Consider the following 25,239-nt stretch of genomic DNA (forward strand, 5'->3'; position numbering starts at 1 on the left):
GAGGAGTTGAAGCAACATGAGATTAGGTTATGCCTGCATGAACACTGAATTGAAAACGATCTTCAGAACCTTGCGTGTAGCGACGGCAGAAGCGGAAGGAACTGGAAAGATAAAGGAATTGACGATGAAGAATTTCGAGACCACACTCGAAATCCTCCGTTGGAACCTGGAAAACGATATTTATTTCTACCGTGCATCCAGCTCGATCGTCCCACTATCCACCCATCCGATAAATGACTGGATCTGGTGGGAAGATCCAGAAGTACGGGCTATCACAGACGAAATCCGCTCAATTGTCGAAACACATGAGATGAGGGTATCTGTACATCCTGGCCAATACACTGTACTTAATTCACCAAAACCGGAAGTGGTACGAAAATCGATTGAAGACCTTGAATATCACGACAAACTGATTCAGCTGCTAGGCGGCTCGGATATCATCCTCCATACCGGTGGCGCATATGGTGATAAAGAAGCAGCCAAACAGCGTTTTGCGGAAGCTTACCTGGCATTGTCCCCAACCATACGCCAGCGGCTTCGATTGGAAAATGATGATAAGACCTTTACTGTCAGAGATGTTCTGGACGTCCACGCTGTATGCGGAGTGCCTGTCTGCTTTGACATCCATCATCACAACTGCAATAACGACGGCACACCGGTCGATTATGCAGAAATCCTGAAAACCTGGGAAGGCTACGGCACACCCAAAATCCATATCAGTACAGGCAAAGAAGGTTTTACAGATCTTCGCCATCATGACCTTGTTTCTGAAACGGACTTCAATGAATTATTGCTCCTACTCGGCGACACGGATGCGGACATCATGTTCGAAGCCAAACTGAAGGAGCAGTCTGTGCTTCCTTTTGTACGCCAATTATTGCGTAAATAAAACAGCAGTCTCCGCGGAGACTGCTGTTTTATTTGTTTTCTGAGTTCGCAAGATTTGGGAATTCCAAGGTGAATTCCGTACCTTTTCCTTTTTCCGAGTCAACCAGGACTTGGCCATTCATTTGGCTGACGATGCTGTAAGTGACCATCAATCCAAGTCCGGTGCCTTTGATTTTATTTGAAAAATAAGGTTCTCCTAAGCGCTGCACTTCTTCTTTCGTCATACCGACACCTTTATCCGTCACTTCTACCCAAACTTTGGCAGGAGATGACTTCACTGAAATTGAAAGTGTCCCTCCATCTGGCATCGCTTCTATGCCATTCCGGATGATGTTGACCAATGCCTGCTGAAACTTATGGCGATCAACCAGGATTTCAACCGTTTCATCCATTTCAGCAAAATGCACTTCCACATCTTTTCCCGTGGCATATGGTGCCATGATTTTGAGGACATGACGAACTTCAGGAGCGACAGCAGTTGGCTCAAGCTGCCCATAAGTCGGCTTGGCATAGACAAGATAATCATCGATCAAATCTTCTGCAGCATTGATTTCCCTTAAAATCAGGTCATGAAACTCCACTTGTTTTTCACGGCTGTATTCGTATTCTTTCATCAGCTGAATAAAACCTTTAATGCTCTGCAAGGGATTTCGCAGTTCATGCGAGACCGCTGCAGCAAAATGGCTGACTGTCTCCATTTTTTCATGCTTCAGCAGAGAGTTATACATATATTCCTGTCTTTGCATATGTTCGATCAGCAAAGCCGTCAAAACGATGATTGTTCCCTGGTTGATCATCAGCATCACCCAAATTCCGATGATGTCGTGAAGGGGATCCCCAAAGAAGAAAGCACCTGCAAACATATTGAACAACAGCGAGACTATCGAAATGCAAAATACCAGCGCGATTTTCCCCAGCCGGTTGATGCGCATATACAAAGGCCGCAGAAATGGCACCCCGGCAGCGATGACAAATTGATTGAGGATCGCGATGTACATCCCATCCCCGCCGATAAAAATCCGGCCAATAGAGGATACAAGAAAAAGCATGGCCGAAACAATCGGACCGCCGTAGAGAGCTCCGACGATCATGGGTACTTGACGCAGGTCGAAAATATATTGGTCTGTCAAAAATTGATAGGGAAACAGCATACATAAAATAATTGAAATCGAAAAAAGAACAGTCATTGTAACGCGATGGCTGACGAAAAAATTTCGTTGGCCCGCTGTCGCCAGCATCTGATAGACGATGATTGGAAATATGATGAAAAAGATATTATTGATCATGCCTGTCATCATTGCTTCCATAGATGTCACCCTCATTTCTTTCCACTGCGTCATTCATTATACAATCCGAATTTATTCACTACCACCTTTTTCTCTATTCTCTTCCGTGCAATTGGTTTGACTTCTTATTCCTTAAACGGATGGACAGTCGTATCTTTCAGCTTCTTCAACAGCCGCTCACGTCTTTTCTTCATGCCTGCAAGTGAAATATTTTCCATAATGGCCAGTTCCGGAAGGCTGCAGCCTTTTACATACAGTGCTTCCAACAGCCGTTTTTCCTGCCCATTCAATTTACTCACTTCCAGCCACTCAGGCAGACCATCCACCATTTCTTCCCTGTCTTCCTCCTGGGCCCCAGTGCCTTTGTGGGGTAGCTGATCATTCCTTTTGGTTTCGCGCTTCAACTCATCAAGCATTGCTCCTTGGATACTGCGGTACGCAAAAGGGGTGAAATTTCCTTTTTCATCTTCAAAACGCTCCCACGCCTGCCATAGCGCGATAGTGCCGATTTGACGAAAGGTATCGTAATCACGGTAAATATGAAGCTTGCGGATAACCGCAGAAATCATCGGTGCATATTTTACAGCCACTTCTTCAAAGTCTTTCATGATCGTATCCTTCTGAACGTTCGTTTATTCCCGGGTACGTTCAGATTAAGATAAGAAGAGACTTGTATCCACTTGCTCAATAGGTCATTTGTCGTTATAAAAACTGAATACAAAGCTGACGCACAGTTTGTATGACATAGTTAATTGTCAAAACAGTATCTATTTTCAGAAATATAGATTGCTTCACAAACTTGCGAATGGTAGAATTTTCATGTGTTGAGAAAGGGGAGCTCGTGACAGTGAAGAAGTATCATGAGAATTTAATTGATCGTTCGGTGTTGTTTGTTGAAAATTATTTTGAAACGGAGCGAAAGTCCAAAATTGTAACAAAGGATGGCGTTTTGTATTCCCAAGACTCGGTTCTAACCTTAATCGATAAGGCATGTATGATGTTTGCGTCGACATACGAAGGCCGAGTGAAAGCCACGCGGCATAATCTCAAGCAGCATCAAAAAACAACACTTCTCATCTCGGAAGATGGATTGGCCGCCTATCCCACCAAGTCTCCTGATAAACCTGACTGCGTCTGGATCTTCAACCATCATTACCGGCTGGAAGCAATAGCCCCAAACAGGACGCGTATCCTGTTTGACGAATTCAATGTTTCGACAGAGGTCAATGTCTCTATTGGCATCCTGCAAAAACAGCGAAGCCGAATGTATGAAATGATGTATTATTACTCAGACGTCCGCGAAAGAAATAGGTACTGACGCCACAAGTTAAGACACCTCTCTCTGCACTGGCTTGAAGGCCAATGCAGAGAAAGGTGTCTTTTTTATGTGTTTTAACTATGCGGGGGTGTTTGTTGCGGCTAGATGGCTGTCTGCGCTTTTCTTATTGCCTAGCTTCAACGGCCAATTCCTCGGGTTATAAGCCACTCTGGTGTCTAGTTCAGCGCCTAGCTCTTCGGGTCTCATAAGTCAACCCAGCTGTGTGGTAAAAAACGCCACTTCGCCCGGCTTCCTAAAACCTTATTGCTCCTGCAGCACTCTGTGCTTCGTCGCAAAGAGAAGGCTCAAACTATCTTTGAGCCTTCTCTTGCCTGTCAGAGCTAAACAGGCACTTCTACTTTTCGTGCTGTGCGGCTGAAAACACGCTGCTTCGCCTGATCGTCTTATTCCTTTCGGAGCTGAACGGCTGCCTTCGCTTTTCTTTATGTCCAGACTCCGGCAGCCAGCCCCTCGAGTCGCTTCACCCTTCCCAGCAATGGCAAAGACCGCCATTACCAGGAAGGCTTCCAGCGCGTGTCGGAGCTACATGGCTGCCTTCGCGTTTCTGTATGTCCAGACACCGGCAGTCAGCTCCTCGAGTCGCTTAACCCATCCCAGCAATGGCAAAAAAAGCCATTACCAGGAAGGCTTCCAGCGCGTGTCGGAGCTACATGGCTGCCTTCGCTTTTCTTTATGTCCAGACTCCGGCAGTCAGCTCCTCGAGTCGCTTCACCCTTCCCAGCAATGGCAAAGAACGCCATGACCAGGAAGGCTTCCAGCGCTTGTCGGAGCTACATGGCTGCCTTCGCTTTTCTTTAAGTCCAGACTCCGGCAGTCAGCCCCTCGAGTCGCGTCACCCTTCCCAGCAATGGCAAAGAACGCCATTACCAGGAAGGCTTCCAGCGCTTGTCGGAGCTACATGGCTGCCTTCGCTTTTCTTTCAAGCAGCATCATCCCTCATCAACAAAAAAGCGATTTCGATGGCCCAATTGTTTAAATCAGCTTCTATCTCCGGCTCGGATACATAAAATTCAAAACGGCCGTTCCAGATTTCATCTTCCCCTTCCCACCGTTTATCGATGTCCAAACCTTCCTGTACCGCCCATTGCTCCAGTGCATCAAGGGATTTATCCAGGTTGTCGGGGTGCCCTTTGTGCAAAGCGGATAAATAGGAACCGCCGGGTATATAGCTTGCCATCACACGTTGATCCCCTGTCACCATCCGTTTCACGGGTACCCCGACTTCCATCTTGTACTTTCCTTCTGAATCGCCCATGCACCAATAACGGAAAAATGGAGCTCCTGCGGGTTTAATCCCTTTCGCTTTCAGCCAGTCAAACAACTCTCCCACGAGCCCGTTGACTTCTTCCCAGTCCGACAGCCCCGCCAAAATCGGAATTCCGACGTAGGGTTGTTCTGTCCGTTCCTCAACAAATGGTTCACTGATATATTTCTGCACCATCCATCCCACTCCTCTGTATCCGAATCAAGCTACTACTAACTAGTATTCTATACCCGCCGAGACATTCCTTTAAATCGTCTCTGGAAATTTCGGGAAGCTCCAATCCTTAAAGGCTTCTTCTTTTATCAGCTGCAACATTCGATGGAGTTGAAAGCCAGCCATGAAATTGACACAAATTCTGAAGCTCTTCAAATTGACTTTGCCTAAGCTAAACTATAATCTGTAACAAGTGACTGATCGGTCACTATACGTGACCAATTGGTTTAGGAGGGCTCTAATGGACAAAAGAATTGAAATAATGAAGCAGGCTGTGCACTTGTTTTCTTTGAAAGGCTTCCATCAAACATCTGTTCAGGAAGTAGCGCAAGCCGTCGGTATTTCCAAAGGTGCTTTCTATAAGCATTTCGATTCGAAGGAAAATATGTTTGTCGAAATTTTAAAGCAGTATCATGATGAAATCTCGACAGAAATTGCCAATTTCCAGCAGGTCCCCGGTTCCGACTCCAAAGATGTCTTCAAAAAGAAACTTGAGATTGAGATTGAACGGACCCTCTCCAATCAGGAATTTTTCATGATGGTATTCAAGGATTTACCGCTCAGTGACAGCGAAAAGTTGAGTTCTTTGTTCGGAGAACTGCGGCAGTCGACCATCACCCTGCACAAAACCATCTTGTTGGATACTTATGGAACGGATATTGAACCGTTTCTGCCCGATTTGGTGACGGTACTTGAAGGATTGATGCAGCAGTACATCATTACGCTGGTGATCGAGAAAAAGCATGTACAGATTTCAAGACTCGTCAATTTCATCACAGCTACCATTGATGCAGTAGTCGACAAATTAGAAACGATGGAACCAGTATTGACCGAGGCGCGTTCTCCGGCCGCGACGATGGAAGAAAGCTTTCAACAAGTTGCTGAAAAGATAAAAGCCTCTGAAGCAGATCCGGAAAAATTGCTGGCTTCACTAGATTTGCTGAAAGAGCAAGTCGGTAAAGAAGAGCCGCAGGATTTTCTGATTGAAGCTTTGCTGGTCTATCTGAAACAACATCCTACCATTAAGAATGAAGTCATTTACCTGGAGAATTTTATTTAACTTAAAGGAGCCAAGAACTTGAAGAAAATCATTGATTTTTCCCTAAATAATAAATTTGCGATATGGATTTTGACCATTATGGTCGTTGTTGCCGGCCTATATGCAGGATTGACGATGAAACAGGAATCCATTCCAAGCATCACTTTGCCTGCTGTAACTGTCGTCACTACCTACCCGGGTGCTGCACCTGACGAAATCATGGAAGAAGTCACCATTCCGATGGAACAGCGCATTCAAAATATGAACGGCGTCGAGCTGATGACATCCACATCGATGGCAAATGCCTCCACCATTCAAGTCCAATACGATTTTGATGTCGATATGGACGAAGCGACCCGCGAATTGGAAGATGCTTTATCCCAAATTTCGATTCCCGAAGCAGCCAATGAGCCACAGGTTTCCCGCCTCAGTTTGGATGCCTTTCCTATCCTGACATTGAGCATCAGCAATTCGGGTAGTTCACTTGAAGAGTTGACAGCCACTGTTGAAGACAATGTGCTGCCCGCCCTTGAAGGGGTATCCGGTTTGTCCGATGCACAGGTTTCCGGCCAGCGCGTGCAGAAAGTCACCATGGCCTTTGATCAGGAAGCTCTTGCACAATATGGCTTGACTGAAGAAACGATCCAACAATTGATCCAAGGTTCGAAGCTGACCTTCCCACTGGGATTGACGGAATTCGATGGAGAACTTAAAAACCTGGTCATCGATGGCGATATCACATCTGTCGATGATTTGAAAAACCTGCAGATTCCAGCGATCCCTCAAGCAGCAGCTGCTGCTCCAGGCGAAGTACCTGCTGCTGCGGGTGCCGAGGATCCTGTTGCTCAAGCTCCGGCTGCACCTGATGCCGCTGCGGGCGCACAGCCCCCTTCTGCTCAGGCACCTGCTGCTGTTCCTACTGCCATTCCTACCGTCGCATTAAGCGAATTGGCGGAGATTGAAGTAGTCAGCGAAGCGGAATCAATTTCACGTACAAACGGTGAAGAATCAATCGGAATCTCGATTGTCAAATCGCCTGATGCCAATACCGTTGAAGTGGTTAATGAGGTCAAAGACATCGTCGCAGATGTCGAGGAAGAATACGGTTTGACCGTTGCCTCTACTTTTGACCAGGGTGAACCCATTGAGAAATCGGTGGAAACGATGCTCAGCAAAGCGCTGTTCGGTATTTTATTCGCTGTCGTCATCATTTTGATGTTCCTGCGCAGCTTTAAAACGACATTGATTTCGATCATTTCCATCCCCTTGTCGTTATTGATGGCGATTTTTCTATTGAACCAGATGGATATCACCTTGAATATCATGACACTCGGTGCGTTAACGGTCGCCATCGGGCGCGTAATCGATGACTCAATCGTCGTTATTGAAAACATTTACCGCCGTATGGCCTTACCGGGTGAGAAATTGCGCGGCAAAGAATTGATCCGTGAAGCAACACGTGAAATGTTCCTGCCGATTTTTTCATCTACGGTTGTCACGATCGCGGTATTCCTGCCGCTTGCACTGGTTAGCGGACAAATCGGTGAATTATTCCTGCCGTTCGCTTTGGCAGTCGTCTTTGCCTTATCAGCTTCGTTATTGGTCGCTGTTACCATCGTTCCAATGATGGCGCATTTGATGTACCGCAAGCAATTGCAGAATCTGGGCACTCCTAAATCCACACAAAGAGAGCATAAGCCAGGTAAAATGGCAGCCGGCTATAAACGCATTTTGGAATGGTCATTAAACCACAAAATCGTTACGTTCGGTGGAGCTTCCGTAGTCCTTGCGGCAAGTTTGTTCCTGATCCCGGTGATCGGTGTCAGCTTCCTGCCTGAAGAAGAACAGAAAATGGTCATGGCTACCTACAGCCCGGAACCTGGTCAGACACGCGAAGATGTTGAAGCCGTTGCACTTGATGCAGAATCTTCCATTGACGGACGCGAAGGCGTTACCTCATACCAATATTCGCTTGGCGGAGGAAATCCGATGGCGGCAATGGGCGGAGGCGGAGATAATTCCGCGTTATTCTATATTGAGTATGATGATGAATTTGAAGCATTCAGTGACGAAAGCAAAAAACTGATTGAAGAATTGAACGACTCCACTGAATCTGGAGAATGGGCAAGCCTGGACTTTGCTGCTATGGGAGCAAGTGGCCTGGAAATGTTCGTCTACGGAGACAACGTGGAAGATATCCAAACCGCAATCGATGAAATCCAGCCATTCATGGAAGATAACGATGGCCTGGAAAATACAGAATCCAGTTTGACTGAAGCTTATGACCAATTCACATTAGTGGCCAGTCAGGAAAGCTTGAGCGAAAGCGGCTTGACCGCAGCTCAAATCGGCATGGCGTTAAGTGGAGTCGGTGAAGCACCGGTGTTAACCACTGTCACGAATGAAGGCGAAGAGCTTAATGTCTATATCGAAACAGAAGAAACCGAGTATGCCGGGATTGATGATGTAACGGATGTAGAAATCCCGACCGCACTTGGAACGACGGTTACCGTTGGTGAAGTCATGGAAGTGGAAGAAGGCAAATCGCCGGATACCATCAACCGCAGAGATGGGCAGATGTATGCTTCCCTGACTTCAGACGTCCTCGGCAACAATGCTGCTGAAATCACGACTGATATCGATGAGCAGGTTGCAGAACTTGACCTGCCGGCTGGTGTATCAACTGACCATGGCGGCGTGACTGAACAGATCAATGAATCATTTACACAGCTTGGCCTGGCCATGCTTGCAGCCATAGCGATCGTTTACTTTGTACTGGTTGTCACTTTCGGCGGCGCACTCGCTCCGTTCTCCATCCTGTTCTCGTTGCCATTCACTGTAATCGGTGTTCTGGTAGCCTTATGGATCACAGGAGAAGCCTTGAGTGTCAACGCATTGATCGGCGTCTTGATGCTGATCGGAATCGTTGTCACCAATGCTATCGTCTTGATTGACCGGGTCATCCACATGGAGAAAGCGGGATTGACGACACGTGAAGCCCTTCTTGAAGGCGGCGTTACACGTCTGCGCCCGATCCTGATGACCGCTTTGGCTACAATCGGTGCGTTGATTCCGCTTGCCATCGGCGTTGAAGGCGGAGGCGGCGGATTGATTTCCCAAGGCCTCGGCATCACAGTGATCGGTGGATTGATCAGCTCTACTTTATTGACCTTGGTCATCGTACCGATCGTTTATGAAGTCGTGTCAAAATTCCGCAAGAAACAAGTCAACTAAATTTGTTGTGAAAGAAATTCAGGCAGCTCATTCGTGAGCTGCCTGTTTTTTTATGTATTTTTGGGCTGTCCGCACCTTATTCGGCCGTAACCGCACCTCAAATGGTGAATTCCGCACCTCGACGCCCCATAACCGCACCCCAAACGCTAAACTCCGCACCTCGTCGCCTCTTAACCGCACCTCGCATAAAAATAGGCCGGTCTAATTGAACCGGCCTTTGCCATTATTGCTTTTTCAAATATTCAAGTACCGCTTCATCAATAAAGGCATCTTCCGACCAATGATCATCGAAGTTCTCGCGCAGCATAAAAGTTTTTAACGCTTCTTTCACGTTCGCATCATAGCTGTTGTGGGCAGCCGGCTCCAATAGACCGATTTTACCCAATTGCTCTACGACTGCTTCGAACACATCTCCTTCGATAGCCAGCTTTTCTTCTGATGGCGCAGCATACATTTTATGCAGCTCGTACAGCCGCTGCAATTCTTCAATCGGCTCCGGATGGTCATCAACGCGCAAATCGACTTTGACATCATTATAGCCGCCATACCCCGCGCCTTTTTGCAGCACATAAACAGCAGCCGACTGCTTGCCTCGGCTATCCCCTCCTGCGTGTTGAGCTGCGGCTATAGCTGCCAGCATGCGTTCGGCAAGCGGACCCTCCGATTCTTCAAAAGCTCTGCTCATTTCGCTGACGGTTTTCTCGCTGACGAGGATGTTTCCTTGGCAGGAGTGGTGCTTCCCTACTTTGTGCCCTGCCCAGTCGTAGCATTCATGTCCTGTATACGCACTCGCTTCACCATCCGAGTTGATGACAGCAACCTGACGCAAGCTTCTGCCGGGATCGTCGGCGACGAGTTTGTCGATCACTTCCTCAGGCGTCAAGCCTTTCTCCAACAGTTTCAAGCCTTCGGGCCCAAAAGCAGTGTTCGCCCAGGACTGAGTCGCAACCGCTCCTACATCCACTTTCGCCCATGGTACGACTGACCCGACTGCCAAAAACTTCGATTGGACCGCCACTCCAACTTCACCTGTTTCCGGATCGGCGGCGACAATTGAAAATGTCGCGACTAACTTATCTTCATGTATGCTGTTCTTCATTTAACATCCCCCTTTTCTCTAGTTTAATCAAAACGTACAGATAGTTAAATCCTTGAACTTTGTGACTAAACGAACTTGGTTATGTAATCAAATCCAATAATCCCAGAAATCATATAAACTATTTTTTCAGATTTAAATGATACTTTTTACACACACACATGGTATAATAGGATTATAAAAATCGAGTAAAACCCCACTCTCCACCCCTTGGTTTAATCTCTAATCGAGTCCCTCATACATACGCTGGAACATACTTCAGCGCACTAAATGAAGGGGTGAAAAAGATGCTCTCTAAATGGATTAAAGTCGCAGCAGCCATGTTACTGATCCTATTTACCGTATTGTCTTTCTCCAGCCAGTCACAAGCAGCTAGCTCCACCTATGTCACCAAAGGCAACACTGCCAGCAAAGTGGTCGCCCTCACTTTTGATGACGGTTCAGACGGCACGAACATCAACAAAATCTTGGATGTCCTGTCTGCCAATAATGTCAAAGCGACGTTCTTTCTTACAGGATCCGGTGCCAAAAATCACCCTTCCTGGATCAAGAACATTTCAGCCAAAGGCCACCAGCTCGGAAACCACTCCTATTCGCATCCTGATTTTACGAAACTCTCCGCTGCTAAGATAAAAAGTGAACTTGCTAGTACGGAAACGACCATTAAAGGAATAACCGGAAAAACGACCAAGCCAATTTTCAGAGCTCCATTCGGCGCATCCAACGCCTCTGTTCTTAAGGCAGTGGGCGATGCCGGGTATACCCATACCATTCAATGGAATATCGACACCGTTGACTGGAAAGGTGTTTCATCCACCCAAATCACCAATAAGGTCATGAACAATATCGTGCCAGGATCCATCGTTTTAATGCACACCGGAGCCGGAGCATCCGGAACTCCTGGTGCATTGCCGGGCATGATCAGCAAATTGAAAGCCCAAGGGTATAAATTCGTCACCGTCTCGGAAATATTGAACCTGTCTTCCGCTCCAGTGAGCGGCACCAAGTATACAGTGAAGGCCGGAGACACACTCTATAGCATTGCGAAGAAATACAATGTCACGGTGTCGGCATTGGCTAAAGCCAACAATATCACCAATTACAATCTGATCCGTGTCGGACAGGTGTTGACCATTCCAGGAAAAACCACTACGCCTCCCGCTACATCCGTAAAATACACGGTCAAAGCTGGCGACACACTTTACAGCATTGCGAAGAAATACAATGTCACGGTAGCGGCATTGGCTAAAGCCAACAATATCACCAATTACAACCTGATCCGTGTTGGACAGGTGTTGACGATTCCGGGCAAAACCACTGCACCTCCTGCCACGACCGTAAAACACACGGTCAAAGCTGGCGACACACTTTACAGCATTGCACGCACCTACAATACCACCGTCTCGAAAATTGCGGCGGCCAATAAAATCACCAATGTCAATTCAATTCGTGTGGGGCAAGTGCTGGTAATTCCGAGATAACTGCAGGCTGAAAAACAGCATCACCTTAACCGATAGCAAAAAGGAGCCGGAAGAAAATTTCCGACTCCTTTTTATATAGCTTTCGGTTTGTATAGAAATCTGCGATATAACTTATAGATCATCAATACCATTGCTAGCAGGAAGACAATCGCCAGGATCGGTGCGATGAATATCAGAATGGGGACAAACGTTGCCGTCGCATCTTCTGCTGCAGAGACAGCAGGACTCATCATCGCTGTTTCACTGACACCTTTAACCGCTGTAATCGTTGCATGGGAAGCAGTGGCTACCCCTCCACCCCCGATGATGGCGATGCTCCATTCCAAAAACGGGCTCATGTCCCCGATAAAAGAAGCGGTCAGCAGGATTCCTGCCAAAGCGGCAATTGGAGTTGCAATCATCTTCATGAATGAACCCACAGCCGGAATATAATTGACCGCGACTTCAAAAAGGGTGGCGACAGCAAATGCAATGATCGCCGGCGTGCTGCCGATCCAACTGAATCCTTCTGAAAGCGTCAGCCAGTCCACATGGACAAATATCCCGGTTATCAATAAAGGTGTAAAAATTCTAAAACCCACGGTTGCGCTTAATGCCAGACCGATGGCTATTGCAAGAATGGTTTCCATTACATCAACCTCCATCATTCTTGTTTTCTTCTAGTATACACGACCCAGAGTTCTGCCGGCATGCTCACCGTTTTCCGAAATCACCGCCTTTATGTGGAAGTGCTATCTTTACGGCATTCCTTTCATATAGTTATATATACCCATTCTATTCCCTATTATCTAAGACTATAATATTCTAGATATTCCATTTATTACGCGTAGGAGGAAGAAAATGAAGCGTTTAGCCTTATTTTTATTAGTATTAGCAGTTGGGGTCAGTACGATGCCGCTATCAGCGTTTGCCATCAAAGCTGATGATGCACAATTTGACCGTCACTTGACTGACATCGATTGGAAAAAGCAAGACTACCTCGACTATTTAACCGGCAAAGACTGGTCTTTAGAGGAATTTGAATCTGCAGATGAATTGGGAACTCCTTTAACGGAAGCAGGCATTCAGGCACTGCTCGGTGAATTGGAGATGACCCGCACTGAACTGAACGAGCTGCTTTATGAATATGGAGATCTCGAATACGGACAAGATGTTTTAGAGGGAACTTATTTGATTTTCATAGAAGATGTAAAATTCTTTGTTGAATTTTATTTGGAAGAGTACACAGGAACTCCGATCAATGCGGTAAATCTACAGGAGCTGATGGAGAGATACGGATTCACTTCGGAAACCGAGCTGGAAGAATATCTTCAGGATTATTCTGATTCACTGGCAAACTATGAGTATATCGAAGACTTGGAGTCTTCGCTTCTCTACTATTCCGAAATGGGCGAGTACGGATTCGATACTGAATTTCTCTTCACTGAACTCGGCTTGACGGAAGAAGAAGTGGAAAAACTGATCGCACATCTGGAAACCTTGGATTACGAAGATCCAGACTTTGAAAGCAAATTGGAGCAATTGAGCGACCGTATGGTAGCGGTCGACAATTTTGAAAGTGCTGATGAACTGACAGCAGAACAATTGGCTGAAATTCTGGATATCTACAGCGACATGACGGATTTGTTCGAAATAAGAACCGATCTATATTTCAGTAAAGACGGCCAGAAGGCACCGGTATCCTTAGCGACGCTGCTCACGCTGCAGTCAACTGAAGGTGCTGACCTTTTGATTGAAATCTTTAACCTGAAAGATGTATTCCTGGCGGATATTCTGCTGACTGCCGATATGTTCGGTTCTGAGTTGATCAACGAAACAGGAAAAGATTTAATCACAGTGGAAAATGCCATTGCAACTCCACCCGCGGTACAAAAACCGGTTGCACCTGCCACTCAAACTATAAAAGGCGGAAAACTTCCTGCAACAGCTTCAGATTTCGCTGTAAATTCATTGCTGGGACTGGCTTTGATTTTAGCTGGCATTGGTTTATTCCGTCGCTATAGAGCCCAAGGAATTTAATGATGGTTGACAGATCACAAAAAAGAACAAGCAAAAAACCGCTACTTCTTTTTCTGCCCCTTGTCCTTATTGTGTCCGGCTTATGGTTCAGCACCACCAGCACCGCGACATTTGTAAAAGGCTATCTGCTTTATAAAACAGGGAATGCCGAAGCCACGGTGGTCAGCAGCGAGCCTGCAACACAGCCAATCGAACTTCCGGAAGAGCCTAAAGAACAGGAAAGCAGCGGATCAGGTCCCAATCCCGAATATCCGGAAACTCCGGAAATCGGAGAGCTGATGGGAGAACTGATCATTCCAAAACTGGATGCTGCGTTGCCGATTATCCATGGCACCGACGAAGATGAACTGGAAAAAGGCGTCGGCCATTTTGCTGAAAGCGTATTGCCCGGAGAAAATGACAACTCCGTTTTATCGGGACATCGGGATACGGTATTCCGTGAACTCGGCAAAGTCGGAAAAGGCGATCTCCTGATTGTTAAAACGTACGCAGGAACCTTCACTTATAAAGTTCGGCAAGTACGGATTGTCGACGAAGATGACCGCACTGTGATTGTTCCAAAACCAAAAGCCATCTTGACCGTGTCTACCTGCTATCCATTCGATTACGTGGGATACGCTCCCGACAGGTATATACTGGTGGCTGATTTGATTTCGAGCAAGTAAAAAAGGAATTCCCATTCAACGGGAATTCCTTTTTTTCTCTATTCATTCTGGTAGGCTATTCTTTATTGACGATATCCGAAACATAATAGAAGCCATATTCATCCATGACGATCGTGTACATTTTGCTGCGTTCTTCCACAGACCAGATACCCGCTTCGTTCATCATGTCAAAAGCTTCTTCTGTATGGACCAGAGCGTAATCTTCATAGATTTCGATATCCATGATATCCAGTTTCGTGAAATTGTATTCCATGTTTTTGCCTGAAATATCTGCAATATATTCAGCAATCCCATTGTAGATTTCGCTTTGATAAACGAGCAGATTCTGTACATAGAAAAAATCTTCTTCTTCAAGCGATGTTTCATAATAATATCGGAAATCGCCGATAAACTCACTTAAGTTCGCTTCATCGAATTTCATTTCCAAGTCGATGTCGTACTCATAGTCTTCATCTTCATAACCGCTGAAGTCGTCATAAACCTTGAACAAAGCTGCAACTTCTTCTGCTGACATCGGAGCAGTAACCCATTGGGATAATTGCTCATACATCGAATACATCGGAATTGAAAAGCCGATTGAATCGCCTTCTTCAATCACCAGCGAATTGATGCCGATGACTTTACCGGTCGCTGCGTCCACCAATGGTCCCCCACTACTGCCCGGAGCAATTTTTGCATCGATCTGGTAAATATTTTCGTAAGTGAATTCCTGATAGAAGTCCCGGTCAATCCCTGTCAAATAGCCGATTGTTGCCGTATTTTCCATACCTGCCGGACTGCCCAGCGCGATGACTTCAGTTCCTACATCCGTTGCTTCCATTTCAACTTCCAATGGTGTGATGCCTTCAAAAGCTTCCACATGGATCAATGCAATATCGGATTCATCGGAAATACCGACGACTGTCCCCGGGTGATCCTGCCCGTTGATGTTGCGGACGACTACATCTGTAAATCCGGCTACAGCATGGGCGTTGGTTACCACCATTCCCGTATCAGAGAACAGGAAACCGGACCCTTGTCCGCCCTCAGTCAATATGGTGTAAACTTTTTGCTGCGACTCCTTGATGATAGCTGTTTTTTCTTTCTTCTTAGGCTCTACTTTTTCCGGCTGTTCGGAAGGCGGCACGACGTTTTCCACTTTGGTTACAGTGCCTTCCACTGGTGCATCAGCTGGAACCGTTTCTTCAGGTTCTTCAACTTTTTCCACTTGGCCTTCTTCTGTTTCCGGTTCTTCTTTCACTTCAGGCGTTTCTGGCTCGGGCTCTTTTTCAGCTGCCTGTTCTTCTTCAGGCGGCTCTACAGGCTCTGCTTCCTCTCCCATAAATTGAGCAGATCCGATTCCGACTCCGAGCAAAGTCAATACCAGCACGATGGCGTAGATGAAATTCCTTTTTTTCTTTTTCTTGCTTCTTGTTTGCATCAACGAATGCCCGCAATCCTTACAGAATTTTGCGCCTTCCTCATTTTCTTTTCCACATTTATTACACGTCATGGCTGTACCTCCTGATGGACTAGCATAAATCCCATTAATTTCTTCCATTATAAACCTTATAACGTCAAACAACTACTCAGGGTTGCAAGATGTAACGAAGTCTTCGCATTTGTAATAAATCTATCTATTCAGAAGGTAATTTTATCATAGATAGCAGATTTACAATCAATAAAACCCTCCAAATGTAAAATTTTATTAATTAGGCAGTGAAATTTCTATTTTTTATTCACTATAATTGACGCAGTTAAATTCTATATTTTGGTAATCTCCAAACTTAATTTCTTGCCGTGCAAAAAGCGCATAAAAACAGGGAATGCCTATTCGGCATCCCCTGCTAGTTTTGCATTCTGTTACATTTTATTGCTGTTCCACATCAATTCCGACCATTTTCTCCTGAACCGTCAACAGATTCCTAAAGTGATCGGCTACGGCCGGCGACTCTGCTTCTATTTCCTGCGACACCGTGTTCAGTTCCTGAATCAGCCCGTCCAATGTGGACTGATACTGCTGGTACTGTTCGAAGCTGATGGTTTCTTCACCATCCAGTTCCTGAATCAGAACTTGAAGATCCTCTTCCAGTTCGGCTAATTGCTTCTCGTAGGGGCCTAATCTTTCCAGAACTCCCGCTCCCGGTTGATAAGATGGCTTTTGTTCTTCAGGTGCCGGAGCTGTCAGTGCCATGTAGGCTTGTGTATCCACTTGCGTCGTCAAAACAAATCCAAGGGCGAGAACAGGAACAGACATTTTCAAAAGCGAAGTTTTCAAATGATCTTCCTCCTTTAAAATGATTAGGCCTTGCATTCAGCTTATCCCATCTTCCGAACGCCGTAATCCCTTTTGCAGGAGTCTTTAGAATTTCTTAATCCTGGCTTTACAAAGCGTACACTATCCTCAATCGCCAAGTTCTTATATAATCAAAATATTATCATCCAGAGCCCTAACCTGAATCGTGTATGCAACCGCTTATCCGAAGCGGATAACCAGCTGGAGACAAGACTTGCCAATCTAAAGTAATGTGGAGTTTACTGGGAAAGTTTGATAAAATAAGCAAGTAGCAGCGGCATAGAAAAAGGAGATTATTATTCATGGTAACGTTATTTAAGCGATCAACTAAAACGAATACAAGACAGTTGAAAAAGTACAATCGGATCGTAGCAGCCATCAATGCACTTGAAACAAAGTACCAGGCCATGTCCGATGAGGAACTTCAGCAAATGACTGCCATTTTCAAAGATCAAGTAAACAAAGGAACCAAAATAGACAAAATTATTCCGGATGCTTTTGCAGTTGTTCGCGAAGCTTCTAAACGGGTGCTGAATATGCGCCATTTCGATGTTCAGCTGATCGGCGGACTTGTGTTAGCCGAAGGCAATATCGCCGAGATGCCAACAGGCGAAGGAAAGACGCTGGTATCTTCCCTTTCCGCTTATACGAGAGCATTGGAAGGAAAAGGCGTCCACATCATTACCGTCAACGAGTATTTGGCGAAGCGGGATTATGACCAGATCGGACAGATCCACCGCTTTCTGGGTTTGTCCGTCGGATTAAATCTTCCGGAAATGCTCAGCGACGAAAAGCAGGAAGCTTATCAAGCTGATATCACCTACGGGGTCGGCACAGAATTCGGCTTTGATTACTTGCGCGACAATATGGCGCCAACCTTACAGGACAAGGTACAGCGTCCTTATCATTACGCAATCATCGATGAAGTTGACAGTGTATTGATTGATGAAGCAAAAACACCGCTCATCGTCGCCGGCAAAATGAAAGCAAGTGCCGAACTTCATCATATCGCTTCGTTGCTTGCGCTTCGCTTTATCGAAGACGAGGATTTTGAATACGATGACGAAACAAAAGCAACTTCGTTAACCGATAAAGGCATCGAAAAAGTGGAAAAAGCCTTTGGTGTCGACAATCTGTATGAGCTTGAACACCAGACGCTTTACCATTACGTCATTATGGCGCTTCGTGCCCGTGTCATGTTTATCCGGGATGTTGACTATATCGTAAAAGATAATAAGATCCTCTTGGTCGATATGTTCACAGGGCGTACGCTTGAAGGCAGAACCTTATCAGACGGTTTGCATCAAGCCATCGAAGCGAAGGAAAAAGTCGAAATCACTGAAGAAAATAAGGCGCAGGCGCAAATCACTATACAGAATTTTTTCCGCATGTATCCTCATCTCTCAGGGATGACCGGTACCGCAAAAACACAACAGAAGGAATTTCGTGAGGTCTATGGCATGGACGTAGTAGAAGTGCCGACCAATCACCCAAGAGCCCGCATCGATTTACTGGACCGGGTATTCCAAACGATGGACCATAAATACAAAATAGTAGCGGAAGAAGCTGCTGAACGCCATCAAACCGGACAGCCCGTTCTTATTGGAACAACTTCCATTCTGCAATCCGAAGCTGTGGCTGCTTACCTGAAAGAGAAAAACCTGGTTTTCCAACTGCTCAATGCGAAAAGCATGGAACAGGAAGTCCATCTGATTTCGCAGGCAGGACAGTTGAACCAGATTACAGTGGCCACCAATATGGCTGGCCGCGGAACAGACATCGTCCTTGGTGACGGAGTTGCAGAACTTGGCGGGCTGCATGTAATCGGTACCGAAAAACATGAAAACCGCAGAATCGACAATCAATTGCGCGGTCGTTCCGGCCGTCAAGGCGATCCAGGTTCATCTCAATTCATCCTTTCTCTTGAAGATGATATGTTTAAACGCTTCGCAAAAGAAGATGTCGAGAAGTTCGAGAAAAAGATGAAAACCGATAAACTCGGAGAAATCACCAATAAAGAAATCCACGAACTGACGGATCGTACTCAACGGATTGTGGAAGGCTCCCACTTCTCCATGCGGGAGTACAACCTCAAGCTGGATGATGTGATCAACGAACAGCGCAAAATCGTCTATGGACTGCGAAACCGTGTGTTGACGGGCCAAGAGAATTTGGAATTGGTGCAGGGCATGGTTCGCGATGCCGCAGATTATGTAATCTCTGAAACACTTCCGGAAGACGATGATATTCAACTGGTCCATCTGGTGTCCATAAAACAAGACTTACAGCATTTGCTGGGCGAGCCCATTTCTGTGCCGGAAAAGGCCAATAAACGGAAAGACATCGATGTTGCGGTCGAACCATATCTTGAAAGCATTTCAGCATTTATCCTGGCTAGCCAGGACGATGAAAAAGTCCTCAGAACCATCCAGCTTGTCATGCAAACGCAAATTGATGCGATGTGGGTGAAGCACCTGGAATCGATGGCTCACCTCAAAGAAGGCATTGGACTGCGCTCTTATCAGCAGGAAGATCCGATGAGAATCTATCAAAAAGAAGGTCTTGAATTATTCGCTGCAAATTTCCAGAACCTGCGCTATTCAATCGCGTCGGAAGTATTGGGATTTTTGCGGAACTTGAATCGTCGTGAAAAGGAGCAGAAAAATTGAGTATTTTTTCTTTTTTCAATAAAACCGATAAAACCGGAAAGGATTCAATCGTCTCCTCTACAGAACTGGGCGAGGTTTCTGACACGAATCCTTCAGAAGCAGAAGATGTCACACCTGCTTTATCCATTTCCGAAAGTTGGGAAATCAGCAAGGAACAAGAATACGTACTGAAATTCCTGTCGAATGATTTGCCGCCTCTGCAGCCAAATCAATTATCTCTTGCAGGCATCGACATTGAAGCGGACCCGTACACGGATGATTGGAACGTCCAGGCATTTTTCCGTTCCTCCCTTGATCGTCCGATCACGATGGAAAAAGCGGAGTTGGTTTTACAGGATGCCGACAAAGAAACCATTGCTTCACAGGAATTCGATTTATCGGAATTAGGTTCCATTCCGCCGCTTTCAAACCGCCCTTGGATCTTTAAATTCAAGAAGGACGCCCTTCAAGTTTCCGAGATCCCTGCAGCTGGTTGGTCACTGGCGTTCAATGTCCAATCCCTTGTTCCCCATGCGGTGGATTTAGACGCATCTTGGGAAGAAGCATTGACAGACAAACAAAAATCAGGCTTAGCCGAACTTGTGAAAAAATTGCCTGAACTGAAGCCTCAAGAATTGAACATCACTGGCTTTCAGACGAGATTTTCAGAAGACGGCAATTTAGCGGTTTCTGTCTTTATCCGCAATGGCTATTCCAAACAGATTGAATTGGAAAAATTGCCACTGGAGATTTTGGATGCAACCGGATCATCGATTGTGAAAGGTTCATTCAACTTGGCTCCGCTTGTAGTGAAGGCCAATACCACAAAACCTTGGACATTTATTTTCCCGAAAGAAACACTGCAGGTGAGTGATCCTGATTTGTCACGATGGACTGCCCGAATACCGCAATAAGAGGGAGTTTTTCATAATTCTTCTCTACCTAAAGAAAGTGGATCCTGTTTATTCGACAGGACCCACTTTTTTTTAGTTATCAAGTGCTGCTTTTCTGCAGACTCATCAAAACACCGCTTTCGCCATTGACGTACCGAGCACCTGCAAAAAAGCATCAATATGCTCTTTAGTAGTGCTTGTTGAAAATGAAATCCGGATGAATTTCCGCGCGGCATCCTGTTCAATCCCAATGGCGCTCATAGCGGACATCGCCTCCCCGGCGCCGATTTTGCAGGCGGTTCCCGTTGAAATCGCAATTTGCTGGCGATTGCATTCGAGCATCATCCACTGTCCTTCAACATGCGGCAGGAGCAGTCCTTGGATAAAAGGCGATTTCTTCGCTGGATTTCCGGTCAATAAAACTTCTTTCGGAAGCCTGTCCATCAAATGACGCTGCAGCTCTTCAGCATGCAACGCCGCTTCCCGCTGCTCGGCTACCGCTTCCTTCCCCGCAATCGTCGCAGATGTGATTCCCGGCACATCCACAGTTCCTGCGCGGAATCCCTCTTGATGCACCGTTCCTTCATAAACCGATTCCCAGTGGACGCCGGGATCCGCCCAAACGATCCCCACTCCTTTCGGTCCGCCGATTTTATGGCCCGAACAAACAGCGGAAGTGACACCCAGCTGCTCCAGATCCACTGGAATTTTCCCTACAGCCTGGACAATATCACAATGCAGCGGCACCTCTTTTTCTTTTGCATAGGCAGCGCAGTCTGCTACCGGCTGGATGGCTCCCATTTCCGAATTGACAAGCTGAATGACGATTAAGGCCGTTTGGTCTGTGATCAGTTTCCGGTACTGTTCGAAATCGAGGATACCTTCCGCACCGACCGGCACATAACGGATCCGGTATCCTTCCTTCTCCAGTTCATGAAAAGCTGTCAGAACAGAAGCATGCTCGAGTGCCGTTGTCACGATTTCCCGTTTGCCTTCGCCCCTTCCCCGCAGCAGCGAGCGGATCGCCAATTGGTTGCCCTCGGAGGCATTGCCCGTAAAATACACGCCCTCGCTCCGGACATTCAGCAATCCTCCCCACATTTTTCGGCATGCCTCCAGCAGATTGTCAGCTGCCGAACCCGCATCGTGCAAACTTTGGGTATTTCCAAAAACCTGTTTGGCAGTCTCTGCATAAGCATCGATTGCTGTTTGGCGCATCGGAGCAGTTGCTGCATTGTCCAAATAAATCATCAATTATCATCAATTCCTTCACAAAGAAGATTTAAATCTTGTAATTACTTTATCTTTATGTCATTAATAGTGTCAAGACACTTGTAAAGGTAGTGTAAACTTATGGTTGATGTTTGTATCATTGGCGGAGGCGCTGCTGGCCTGATGCTTGCACATTCGCTTCCAGCTTCCCTTTCTGTCACTGTCCTCACGAAAGAAAATCCATTTTCAAGCAATACAGCTCTTGCCCAAGGAGGCATTGCCGCAAGCATCGGGCTCAGTGATTATTCGGCGTCCCACGCAGCTGATACGCTTTCCGCTTCCGCGAACCATGCCGATGCAGAAAGGGTCGAGATCATGGTGCAGGAAGGCCAGCGCCTGATCGAAAAACTGATGTCCCAAGGCTTGCCTTTCGATGCCGATACCGATGGCCTCCCCTTGCTGGGACAGGAAGCCGCCCATTCCACCAGAAGAATTCTTCATGCAGGCGGCGACCAGACCGGCAAAATGCTGCTGCAGCATTTACTGGTTCAGACTGAAAACCAGGTCGAGCGCGTTCCATACAGCTCCGTGCTGGAACTGTTGATGAACGACGGTGAATGTACAGGTGTCTGCATAGAAGATGCCTTCGGCAAACGCACGGTCATTCAGGCACAGCATACCGTACTGGCGACCGGCGGCATCGGCCAGCTTTACAGCCAGACCTCCAATTCCACTGTCGCCACGGGAGATGGACTGTCTCTCGCTTTTCACGCAGGTGCCGTGCTGGAGGATTTGGAATTCGTCCAGTTCCATCCCACCGTTTTCACGCTCAATGGCCAATCATGCGGGTTGATTTCCGAGGCCGTTCGCGGAGAAGGCGCCTGGCTCGTCGATTCAGCCGGACAGCGCATCATGGCAGGCCTCCATCCTCTTATGGAATTGGCGCCGCGGGATATTGTCGCCCGTGCCACCGAGCGCCATTGGCAACAGATTGGCCCGGTATTTCTTAATGCCAGCCACATTCAGCAATTTAAAGTAAAATTCCCTTCTATCTATAGGAATTGTATGAACCACCAGATAAATCCTGAGATCCACCCCATACCTGTTCGGCCTGGCGCCCATTTTCATATGGGAGGTGTCAGGACAAACGAATGGGGAGAAACAACGATTTCCCGTCTTTATGCCATCGGCGAAGTCGCGTCTACCGGTGTACACGGCGCAAACCGGCTCGCCAGCAATTCCTTGCTGGAAGGGCTGGTATTCGCAAAACGCCTGGCGGACAACATACAGACTTGCGGCTTTAGCCATAAAGAAACGGCTTTCCAGTTGGCGGAACCGACGAAGCAATTCTCCCTTCCCGCTGATCTGCAGTTGCGCATGACCCAGCAAGTGGGCATTTTACGAGAAGCAGGCGAATTAAAGAATTTCACTGCAGATTTTCCGTTATTGCGATTCGAGCTGCAGCAGTATCCAGCACAGCAAATCAAAATGATCCACCGTTATACAGCCAGCAGCCTGATTGCTGAAGCTGCGCTGTTCCGAAATGAAAGCCGCGGCGCACATTACCGCCACGATGTACCAAAGCCATCCGTGGACTGGACCGGAAAAACGGTAGGATTGTCGGTAAATGGAATAAAAATTGGAGAACGTCAACTACAGCAAAAGGAGGCGATTTCATGAATCGCTTAAAAGCGGAAGATGCCATCAAAAGTTTTTTACTGGAAGATATCGGAGACCGTGATGTGTCTTCTGTGTTATTCACCGAAGAAGATCGAGGCGAAGCGGTCGTTCGCTTGAAACAGGACGGCGTTGTGGCTGGGCTTGATTGTTTTAAATGGGGCTATCACTTGCTCAATCCAAATATCACAGTGGAATCCTTGAAAAAAGATGGAGATTCCGCGGAGTCCGGAGAAGCGATTGTCCGGATTCAGGGGCCCGTTGCGGCGTTGCTTGCGGGTGAACGCGTGCTGTTGAATCTGGTGCAGCGCATGAGCGCCATTGCGACCTTGACCGCTCAATGCGTTGAAGCCCTGGGTTCAACACATACCCGCATCGTCGACACCCGGAAGACCACGCCAGGGTTGCGGATGTTCGAGAAATACGCAGTTCGTGTCGGCGGTGGATTCAACCATCGGAACGGTCTGTACGATGCGGTTATGCTGAAAGACAATCATATCGCAGCCGCCGGTTCCATCACGCAGGCGGTGCAAAAGGTCCGTGCCGCACTGGGGCATATGACCATGATCGAAGTCGAAGTCGAGAGCCTGGCAGAGTTGCAGGAAGCAATTGCGGCACGCCCGGACGTCATCATGTTCGACAATCAAACACCTGATACCATGAAAGCCTGGATACAGCTCGTTCCGGAACCGATCCGTACGGAAGCTTCCGGCGGCATCGACTTGAACAATCTGGCGGCTTACCGCCATACCGGGGTCGATGTGATTTCCATCGGCGCTTTGACCCATAGCGTGCACAACCTGGACATCAGTATGAACCTGACCATTTCACAGAAGGAGGCAATTCACCAATGACTTTATTCCTGAATGAATTACAGCAGACGGACGCAATGCCTGAATCCTACTTGAAAGCGACGACTGAAGAGCTGCATGAACGCGCGAAACGCGCACGCGCTGAACTCGGCGACCGCTTATACATACTCGGCCACCATTACCAGAAAGACGAAGTCATCCGCTACGCTGACGTTACCGGCGACTCGCTCCAATTGTCGCAGATCGCGGGGCAGCAAAAGGCCGATTACATCATCTTCTGCGGTGTTCATTTCATGGCGGAAACCGCGGATATCCTAACAGAAAGAGAGCAGGCGGTCATCCTCCCGGACATGCGCGCCGGCTGCTCGATGGCGGATATGGCCAATATCGACCAGACCGAACGCGCCTGGACACAGTTGCAGGAACTGTTCGGTGATACCATCGTCCCGTTGACTTACGTCAATTCCACCGCGGCCATCAAAGCGTTTGTCGGACGCAATGGCGGCGCAACGGTCACCTCTTCCAATGCCGAGCCGATGGTGCGCTGGGCCTTGACGCAAAAAGAGCGCATGCTGTTTTTGCCGGATCAGCATCTTGGCCGGAACACGGCGGTCAAACTCGGCATTCCGCTCGAGCAGATGGCCATTTGGGATCCGATCAAGCAAAAGCTCGAAGCGCAATGTCCGGTTGAAGATGTGCGTGTCATTCTATGGAAAGGCCATTGTTCCGTCCATATGAATTTCCTGCCAAAGCATATCGACAATCTTCGGATGAATGAACCCGATCGCCGCATCCTAGTCCATCCGGAATGCACTTATGAAGTGGTCAGCCAATCGGATTTCGCCGGCTCGACGAAGTACATCATCGACATGATCGAAGCGGCTGAGGCCGGCACGAAATGGGCAATCGGCACCGAGATGAATCTGGTGAACCGCTTGATTGCCGATCATCCCGATCTCGACATCGTATCGCTCAATCCGTATATGTGCCCGTGCCTGACGATGAACCGCATCGATTTGCCGCATTTGACATGGGCGATGGAAGAGTTGCTGGAAGGGCGCGTCATCAACCGCATCCAGGTTGACCCACAAACGTCCATCGAAGCTAAACTGGCGTTGGAAAAGATGATGTGATTGGAGGAAGGCTGCGCGCCTTCCTTTTTTATTTGGCGAGGTGCGGTCTTGGGCGCTTTAGGTGC

The 25,239-nt window shown here is 47.2% G+C and carries 20 protein-coding genes; 12 read left to right on the top strand and 8 right to left on the bottom strand.

Annotated elements, in window-relative coordinates; translation table 11 throughout:
• Positions 1 to 16 precede the first annotated feature (16 nt).
• Complete coding sequence (uvsE, locus tag K8U60_RS03210) at positions 17 to 889, top strand: UV DNA damage repair endonuclease UvsE (protein ID WP_223634316.1); 873 nt, start codon at positions 17 to 19, stop codon at positions 887 to 889.
• A 28-nt stretch (positions 890 to 917) separates the two neighbouring features.
• On the opposite strand, the gene K8U60_RS03215 is transcribed toward uvsE, so the two are convergent.
• On the bottom strand, positions 918 to 2,195 hold the full coding sequence (locus K8U60_RS03215; protein ID WP_223634319.1) for a sensor histidine kinase: 1,278 nt from the start codon (positions 2,193 to 2,195) through the stop codon (positions 918 to 920).
• 104 nt (positions 2,196 to 2,299) lie between these two features.
• The gene (locus tag K8U60_RS03220; RefSeq protein WP_223634322.1) at positions 2,300 to 2,782 is read right to left on the bottom strand and encodes a sigma-70 family RNA polymerase sigma factor; all 483 of its coding nucleotides are present in this window, start codon (positions 2,780 to 2,782) and stop codon (positions 2,300 to 2,302) included.
• Between the two features lie 239 nt (positions 2,783 to 3,021).
• Between K8U60_RS03220 and K8U60_RS03225 the strand changes: the two genes are divergently transcribed.
• Positions 3,022 to 3,492: a competence protein ComK gene (locus K8U60_RS03225; RefSeq protein ID WP_223634325.1), complete on the top strand. Its 471-nt coding sequence runs from the start codon at positions 3,022 to 3,024 to the stop codon at positions 3,490 to 3,492.
• Between the two features lie 940 nt (positions 3,493 to 4,432).
• Here the strand turns inward: K8U60_RS03225 and K8U60_RS03230 are convergent.
• The gene (locus tag K8U60_RS03230; protein WP_223634328.1) at positions 4,433 to 4,954 is read right to left on the bottom strand and encodes a GyrI-like domain-containing protein; all 522 of its coding nucleotides are present in this window, start codon (positions 4,952 to 4,954) and stop codon (positions 4,433 to 4,435) included.
• Positions 4,955 to 5,231: 277 nt separating this feature from the next.
• Between K8U60_RS03230 and K8U60_RS03235 the strand changes: the two genes are divergently transcribed.
• Both K8U60_RS03235 and K8U60_RS03240 read left to right on the top strand, forming a co-directional pair.
• Positions 5,232 to 6,050: a TetR/AcrR family transcriptional regulator gene (locus K8U60_RS03235; RefSeq protein WP_223634329.1), complete on the top strand. Its 819-nt coding sequence runs from the start codon at positions 5,232 to 5,234 to the stop codon at positions 6,048 to 6,050.
• 18 nt (positions 6,051 to 6,068) lie between these two features.
• A complete protein-coding gene (locus tag K8U60_RS03240) occupies positions 6,069 to 9,263 on the top strand; it encodes an efflux RND transporter permease subunit (RefSeq protein ID WP_223634331.1) in 3,195 nt (1,064 codons plus the stop codon).
• 223 nt (positions 9,264 to 9,486) lie between these two features.
• Here K8U60_RS03240 and K8U60_RS03245 read toward each other — a convergent pair whose 3' ends face one another.
• Positions 9,487 to 10,362, bottom strand: coding sequence for a DUF1028 domain-containing protein (locus tag K8U60_RS03245; RefSeq protein ID WP_223634334.1), 876 nt, complete (start codon positions 10,360 to 10,362; stop codon positions 9,487 to 9,489).
• Between the two features lie 284 nt (positions 10,363 to 10,646).
• Between K8U60_RS03245 and K8U60_RS03250 the strand changes: the two genes are divergently transcribed.
• A complete protein-coding gene (locus K8U60_RS03250) occupies positions 10,647 to 11,840 on the top strand; it encodes a LysM peptidoglycan-binding domain-containing protein (protein WP_223634336.1) in 1,194 nt (397 codons plus the stop codon).
• 71 nt (positions 11,841 to 11,911) lie between these two features.
• Here K8U60_RS03250 and K8U60_RS03255 read toward each other — a convergent pair whose 3' ends face one another.
• Complete coding sequence (locus K8U60_RS03255) at positions 11,912 to 12,469, bottom strand: DUF4126 domain-containing protein (protein ID WP_223634339.1); 558 nt, start codon at positions 12,467 to 12,469, stop codon at positions 11,912 to 11,914.
• Positions 12,470 to 12,680: 211 nt separating this feature from the next.
• Between K8U60_RS03255 and K8U60_RS03260 the strand changes: the two genes are divergently transcribed.
• Both K8U60_RS03260 and K8U60_RS03265 read left to right on the top strand, forming a co-directional pair.
• On the top strand, positions 12,681 to 13,859 hold the full coding sequence (locus K8U60_RS03260) for a processed acidic surface protein (RefSeq protein ID WP_223634342.1): 1,179 nt from the start codon (positions 12,681 to 12,683) through the stop codon (positions 13,857 to 13,859).
• A gap of 2 nt (positions 13,860 to 13,861) precedes the next feature.
• The gene (locus K8U60_RS03265; protein WP_411730341.1) at positions 13,862 to 14,524 is read left to right on the top strand and encodes a class D sortase; all 663 of its coding nucleotides are present in this window, start codon (positions 13,862 to 13,864) and stop codon (positions 14,522 to 14,524) included.
• A gap of 55 nt (positions 14,525 to 14,579) precedes the next feature.
• Here K8U60_RS03265 and K8U60_RS03270 read toward each other — a convergent pair whose 3' ends face one another.
• Together K8U60_RS03270 and K8U60_RS03275 are read right to left on the bottom strand one after the other, a co-directional pair.
• On the bottom strand, positions 14,580 to 16,016 hold the full coding sequence (locus K8U60_RS03270; RefSeq protein WP_223634348.1) for a trypsin-like peptidase domain-containing protein: 1,437 nt from the start codon (positions 16,014 to 16,016) through the stop codon (positions 14,580 to 14,582).
• 357 nt (positions 16,017 to 16,373) lie between these two features.
• Positions 16,374 to 16,781: a hypothetical protein gene (locus tag K8U60_RS03275; RefSeq protein ID WP_223634350.1), complete on the bottom strand. Its 408-nt coding sequence runs from the start codon at positions 16,779 to 16,781 to the stop codon at positions 16,374 to 16,376.
• A 320-nt stretch (positions 16,782 to 17,101) separates the two neighbouring features.
• Here K8U60_RS03275 and secA2 point away from each other — a divergent pair, with 320 nt between their 5' ends.
• Positions 17,102 to 19,468, top strand: coding sequence for an accessory Sec system translocase SecA2 (gene secA2, locus K8U60_RS03280; protein WP_223634352.1), 2,367 nt, complete (start codon positions 17,102 to 17,104; stop codon positions 19,466 to 19,468).
• The gene (locus K8U60_RS03285; protein WP_223634354.1) at positions 19,465 to 20,361 is read left to right on the top strand and encodes an accessory Sec system S-layer assembly protein; all 897 of its coding nucleotides are present in this window, start codon (positions 19,465 to 19,467) and stop codon (positions 20,359 to 20,361) included. Before secA2 ends, K8U60_RS03285 begins: the two co-directional genes overlap by 4 nt.
• A 105-nt stretch (positions 20,362 to 20,466) precedes the next feature.
• Here K8U60_RS03285 and K8U60_RS03290 read toward each other — a convergent pair whose 3' ends face one another.
• On the bottom strand, positions 20,467 to 21,591 hold the full coding sequence (locus tag K8U60_RS03290) for an IscS subfamily cysteine desulfurase (protein WP_223634889.1): 1,125 nt from the start codon (positions 21,589 to 21,591) through the stop codon (positions 20,467 to 20,469).
• Between the two features lie 102 nt (positions 21,592 to 21,693).
• Between K8U60_RS03290 and nadB the strand changes: the two genes are divergently transcribed.
• The 3 genes from nadB to nadA are packed head-to-tail and all read left to right on the top strand — an operon-like array spanning position 21,694 to position 25,174.
• Positions 21,694 to 23,232: an L-aspartate oxidase gene (gene nadB / locus K8U60_RS03295; protein ID WP_223634356.1), complete on the top strand. Its 1,539-nt coding sequence runs from the start codon at positions 21,694 to 21,696 to the stop codon at positions 23,230 to 23,232.
• Entirely contained in the window at positions 23,229 to 24,083 is an 855-nt protein-coding gene (gene nadC, locus K8U60_RS03300; RefSeq protein WP_223634358.1) for a carboxylating nicotinate-nucleotide diphosphorylase, read from the top strand. Before nadB ends, nadC begins: the two co-directional genes overlap by 4 nt.
• A complete protein-coding gene (gene nadA, locus K8U60_RS03305; protein WP_223634360.1) occupies positions 24,080 to 25,174 on the top strand; it encodes a quinolinate synthase NadA in 1,095 nt (364 codons plus the stop codon). The genes nadC and nadA overlap by 4 nt, the downstream gene beginning before the upstream one ends.
• Positions 25,175 to 25,239: the final 65 nt, after the last annotated feature.

It is taken from the genome of Planococcus circulans, from assembly GCF_020023385.1.
Taxonomy (GTDB): Bacteria; Bacillota; Bacilli; order Bacillales_A; family Planococcaceae; genus Planococcus.

Coding starts and splice junctions, on each gene's coding strand:
- K8U60_RS03265 (WP_411730341.1), top strand. CDS start 13,862: ATGGTTGACAGATCACAAAAAAGAACAAGCAAAAAACCGCTACTTCTT.
- nadA (WP_223634360.1), top strand. CDS start 24,080: ATGACTTTATTCCTGAATGAATTACAGCAGACGGACGCAATGCCTGAA.
- K8U60_RS03290 (WP_223634889.1), bottom strand. CDS start 21,591: ATGATTTATTTGGACAATGCAGCAACTGCTCCGATGCGCCAAACAGCA.
- K8U60_RS03270 (WP_223634348.1), bottom strand. CDS start 16,016: ATGACGTGTAATAAATGTGGAAAAGAAAATGAGGAAGGCGCAAAATTC.
- K8U60_RS03220 (WP_223634322.1), bottom strand. CDS start 2,782: ATGAAAGACTTTGAAGAAGTGGCTGTAAAATATGCACCGATGATTTCT.
- K8U60_RS03245 (WP_223634334.1), bottom strand. CDS start 10,362: ATGAAGAACAGCATACATGAAGATAAGTTAGTCGCGACATTTTCAATT.
- uvsE (WP_223634316.1), top strand. CDS start 17: ATGAGATTAGGTTATGCCTGCATGAACACTGAATTGAAAACGATCTTC.
- K8U60_RS03255 (WP_223634339.1), bottom strand. CDS start 12,469: ATGGAAACCATTCTTGCAATAGCCATCGGTCTGGCATTAAGCGCAACC.
- K8U60_RS03215 (WP_223634319.1), bottom strand. CDS start 2,195: ATGGAAGCAATGATGACAGGCATGATCAATAATATCTTTTTCATCATA.
- secA2 (WP_223634352.1), top strand. CDS start 17,102: ATGGTAACGTTATTTAAGCGATCAACTAAAACGAATACAAGACAGTTG.
- nadC (WP_223634358.1), top strand. CDS start 23,229: ATGAATCGCTTAAAAGCGGAAGATGCCATCAAAAGTTTTTTACTGGAA.
- K8U60_RS03230 (WP_223634328.1), bottom strand. CDS start 4,954: ATGGTGCAGAAATATATCAGTGAACCATTTGTTGAGGAACGGACAGAA.
- K8U60_RS03260 (WP_223634342.1), top strand. CDS start 12,681: ATGAAGCGTTTAGCCTTATTTTTATTAGTATTAGCAGTTGGGGTCAGT.
- nadB (WP_223634356.1), top strand. CDS start 21,694: ATGGTTGATGTTTGTATCATTGGCGGAGGCGCTGCTGGCCTGATGCTT.
- K8U60_RS03250 (WP_223634336.1), top strand. CDS start 10,647: ATGCTCTCTAAATGGATTAAAGTCGCAGCAGCCATGTTACTGATCCTA.
- K8U60_RS03235 (WP_223634329.1), top strand. CDS start 5,232: ATGGACAAAAGAATTGAAATAATGAAGCAGGCTGTGCACTTGTTTTCT.